Here is an 889-nt window from a genome sequence, read left to right on the forward strand (position 1 = left end):
CGTTTAGATACTTTAGAACCACTTGTTGTACCACCGGTTAATGACCAAGATGGCAATGGTAAAGATGATGCAATTGATGAAGCTGAAGCACTTGTAAAAGATGCAGAAGACAAACATCAAGCAGCAGAAGATATCATCGCTGATGCGCAAGAAGACGGTCTAATCATACCTGAAGAGCAACAAGCGATTCAAGATGCAGTTGATGCAGCGAAAGATGCAGAAGACGCAGCTCAAGATGCGGTCAATAACCTACCTGAGAGTGAAGACAAGTCTGGTCTACAAGATCGTATAGATGAACTAGAAGACCTTGTGGTACCGCCAGTTAATGACCCTGAAGCACTTGTAAAAGATGCAGAAGACAAACATCAAGCTGCCTTAAATGCCTTAAATGCAGCTGAAGAAGATGAATATATTACTCCTGAAGAGCGTCAAGCCATTCAACAATTAGTTGATGAAGCGCAAGCGGCTAAGGATATTGCACAACAAGCAATAAGTTCTCTACCATCTGGTACACCCCAGGATGGCTTTCAAGATCGCTTAAATGCTTTAGAGTTGATCACTGTCCCTGATATTGGTGATACAGATTCTGACGCGGACGGCGACGCAGATGGCGACGCGGACGGCGATGCTGATGGCGATGCTGATGGCGACGCGGACGGCGACGCGGACGGCGACGCAGATGGCGACGCAGATGGCGATGCTGATGGCGACGCAGACGGCGATGCTGATGGCGACGCGGACGGCGATGCTGATGGTGACGCAGACGGCGATGCTGATGGTGACGCGGACGGCGATGCTGATGGCGACGCAGATGGCGATGCTGATGGCGACGCAGACGGCGATGCTGATGGCGACGCGGACGGCGATGCTGATGGCGATGCTGATGGTG

Annotated in this window: 1 protein-coding gene; it reads left to right on the forward strand. The window is 51.0% G+C overall.

Annotation, left to right across the window (positions count from 1 at the left end; genetic code table 11):
* Window positions 1-889: GA-like domain-containing protein (locus AC5YCD_RS15730; RefSeq protein WP_496130885.1), on the forward strand; the 889-nt coding region annotated here is incomplete at both ends.

It is taken from the genome of Acinetobacter sp. CY05 (assembly GCF_059515805.1).